General features: G+C 68.1%; 2 protein-coding genes and 1 pseudogene. 2 read left to right on the top strand and 1 reads right to left on the bottom strand.

Annotation, left to right across the window (positions count from 1 at the left end; all coding sequences use genetic code 11):
• Positions 1–497 precede the first annotated feature (497 nt).
• A complete protein-coding gene (locus tag ACIG5E_RS39240; protein WP_396542076.1) occupies positions 498–1,220 on the top strand; it encodes a GNAT family N-acetyltransferase in 723 nt (240 codons plus the stop codon).
• 277 nt (positions 1,221–1,497) lie between these two features.
• Here the strand turns inward: ACIG5E_RS39240 and ACIG5E_RS39245 are convergent.
• Positions 1,498–1,638: pseudogene (locus ACIG5E_RS39245) on the bottom strand (ATP-binding protein); the annotation flags it as partial.
• A 148-nt stretch (positions 1,639–1,786) separates the two neighbouring features.
• Between ACIG5E_RS39245 and ACIG5E_RS39250 the strand changes: the two are divergent.
• On the top strand, positions 1,787–2,854 hold a 1,068-nt coding region (locus ACIG5E_RS39250; RefSeq protein ID WP_396542078.1), incomplete at its 3' end, for a tyrosine-type recombinase/integrase.

Raw genomic sequence — 2,854 nt, forward strand, 5'->3', positions numbered from 1 at the left:
GGGATAAGGCCATCGCGTACCTCCCGAGTGAACTCGCCGTTCTACTCAGAGAGTTGCGCGATGGCTGCCCCATGACCAGGGGTTACTCCAAGATCTCTGCTACACTACTCCACGGGACTCCATCCGGAGAGAAGCTATCCCCGCGAGCGCGGGGCTGTTTCTAACGGGTTGTTTTGCCCCACCCTTCCGGATTCGAGTGGCCCCACTTCTGCTCTGGACTGGTGACCCGGGAAGCACTTGGCAGAGGTTCCGAACAGGACTGGCCCCACCCCCTCGATCGGGTGAGGTTTCATCGCCCGCCGCCCGTTGGAGTGGTGGCGCCGCTGAGGAGCGCCGTTCGGCCGGTAGCGTGTGGTGAGCCCCGCCCGGATTGCGCCCCCGACAGGATGCGTCCGGGCGGGCGTTCTTGGTTTGCGGGGCTTCGTGGTCCTTGGTGACGGTCTCGTCGGCTTTATTCCGCAGGTCCGCCGGATACTCGGGCTGGCAGGATCGGGGCCATGTCGATAGATCCCTTGCTGGCCAGAGCCCGTGGGCTGTGGGAGGAACTCGCTTCGGTGCCCGTGTCGTTCGCGCCGACGGGAGGGGTGCGCGTGGTGGTGTCACCCGAGTCGAGGATGTGCCCCTCGGGTTGGGTGGGCCTGGTGGTGCTGGGCAATTCGGCGATCGTGACCGTGCCCAGCGAGGACACCGCCGAGACGGTGCGCAACGCGCTGGCGAACCTTCCGGTGGGTGCGATCGCCGGCGCTCATTCGGTCCGCGGGGTGCTGCCGGTGGCCCGGGTCCTTGGCCCCGCGGCGCTGGCTTATGTGTCCGACGACAGGTTCCGGTCGGTGGCGGCCCGCAGGCTGACGGTGGAACAGATATCCGGAGAGCATCCTGATTTGCGGGAGCTGGAGAACCTGGCGCTCGCGGACGACTCGGACGAGGCCGGACTCGGCGAGATCACCTCACCCGCGTTCGTGGTCCGTGAGGGGGGCCAGGTCGTCGCCGCCGCCGGATACCGGTCCTGGCCGAGCCGGACCGCCCACGTCAGTGTGCTGACCGCCCCTGCATGGCGGGGGCGGGGCCTTGCCCGCGCGACGGGTTCCGGGGCGGTGGCGCACGCGTTGGCGGCCGGATTGCTCCCGCAGTGGCGGGCCCGGGTGGACGCCTCCCGGCGTGTCGCACTCACTCTGGGTTTCCGCGAGCTCGGCGCCCAGCTCAGCGTGGAGCTCGCATAGAAGAGCTGGGCCGGATGGCGTCCCTTGGCGGGATGGCCCGGGCGGGTGCCGGAATCAACGGCACCCGCCGCGCTGACATGCCGGGCTATCAGGTCAGCTTGTCCGCTTGGTGTTCCAGCGAGCAGATGATCCAGTCGATGGCCGTGTCGAAGCCGTAGTAGGCATTCACGGCCTGGTCGACCGCTGTGCTGGCGGTGGTGAAGAAGTCGGCCAGGCCGCGCAGGAAATCGGCGAGCTCCGCGAGCTCCGCGAGCTCGGCGGGGGGGGGGGGGGCGGGTCACGCGGCGGCTGCTTTGCGCTTGGCGGTGGTGCTGGCAAGGCGGAAGGACTCGGTGCCGGTCTCGATGATGTGGGCCTCGAAGGTGAGCCGGTCGACGATGGCCTGGCAGAGCCGCTTGTTGGTGAAGGTCTGGTCCCACTCAACTGGGGCTGGCACCTGTTCCCTGGCGCGGGTTCCTGCTGCCACCTGGCCGTATCTCCCTCCTGGTGTCCTCGTTGAATCTCATGGCAGTACTCGTCTTCTCCAGGTGCTGCCTTGGCGGTTCAGGTGCGAGGAAGGTGTGCCGATGGGCGAGGCGCGACTGCAGGTCATCGCGGGGGGTGCCGTCCCGAAGGGGCCATTGACCACCGACCCGTGGCAGCTCCAGGCCTTGTGCGTCGACGCGTTCGTCGCCTCCTGGAGGGCCCGGGGGTTCAGTCAGGTGACCATCGACAACGACATCGGCCTGCTGGAGCGGACTCTCACGGCGCTGGGGCGTCCCGCGTGGGAGGTCGCGCCCGAGGACATTGACCGCGTTGTCGGCGATCTCGCGGTCCAGGGCCGCAAGACGTCGACCCGGCGCGAGTACGTGCAGATCTTCAAAGGCTTCCATCGGTTCCTGCAGGCCCGCAAGGCAGTCGAGATCGAGGCTGCTTTCGGCGTCCGACTGGTCTGCCCGGTCGATGAGTTCAACGCCTCTCGGCATGTCGGCGACGATTCGCCGGCCCTGCTGCCGCCTCCGACGCCGGAGCGGGTGAACGAGTTCTTCGACTTCATGAAGCAGCGGATCGCCACCGCCCGGAAGTACGGACCCGCAGCCCGGGACTATGCGATGTTCCGGACGCTGTATCACGCCGGGCTCCGCTCGGAGGAGGCCTCGCTGCTGGAGCTGCCGGACCTGCACTTCACCCGCGGCCCGTTCGGCAAACTCCACGTCCGCTTCGGCAAGGGAGCCCACACCTCGGGCCCGCGGCCGCGGTGGGTGCCCATGCTCGACGGCTTGGACCTGGTGCTGCGTTGGTTCCTGGAGGACGTGCGGCCCAAGTTCCCCGACTCGCCCGTCCTGTTCGCCGACGAGTCCGGCGGCAATCTGCGCCGCGGGACCATCCGCAACCGGCTGCGGTATCTGATGGAACTCGAAGGACGCCCGGCCGCCGAGCGGTTCAGCCCCCACGCCTTGCGGCGGGCGTGCGCGACCCACAACTACGAACGCGGCGTCGACCTCGTGGCCATCCAGCAACTACTCGGTCACTGGACGGTCAGTTCGACCATGAGATACGTCAACCCTCGGGAGTTGCATCAGATGGGCGAGAAGTCGCAGGTCGGCAGCTCACGGGAGGAGCCTGAGGCTCTCAGAAGCTACTACGCGCTGGCG

The sequence above is a fragment of the Kitasatospora sp. NPDC053057 genome, from assembly GCF_044546945.1.
Classification (GTDB): domain Bacteria; phylum Actinomycetota; class Actinomycetes; order Streptomycetales; family Streptomycetaceae; genus Kitasatospora.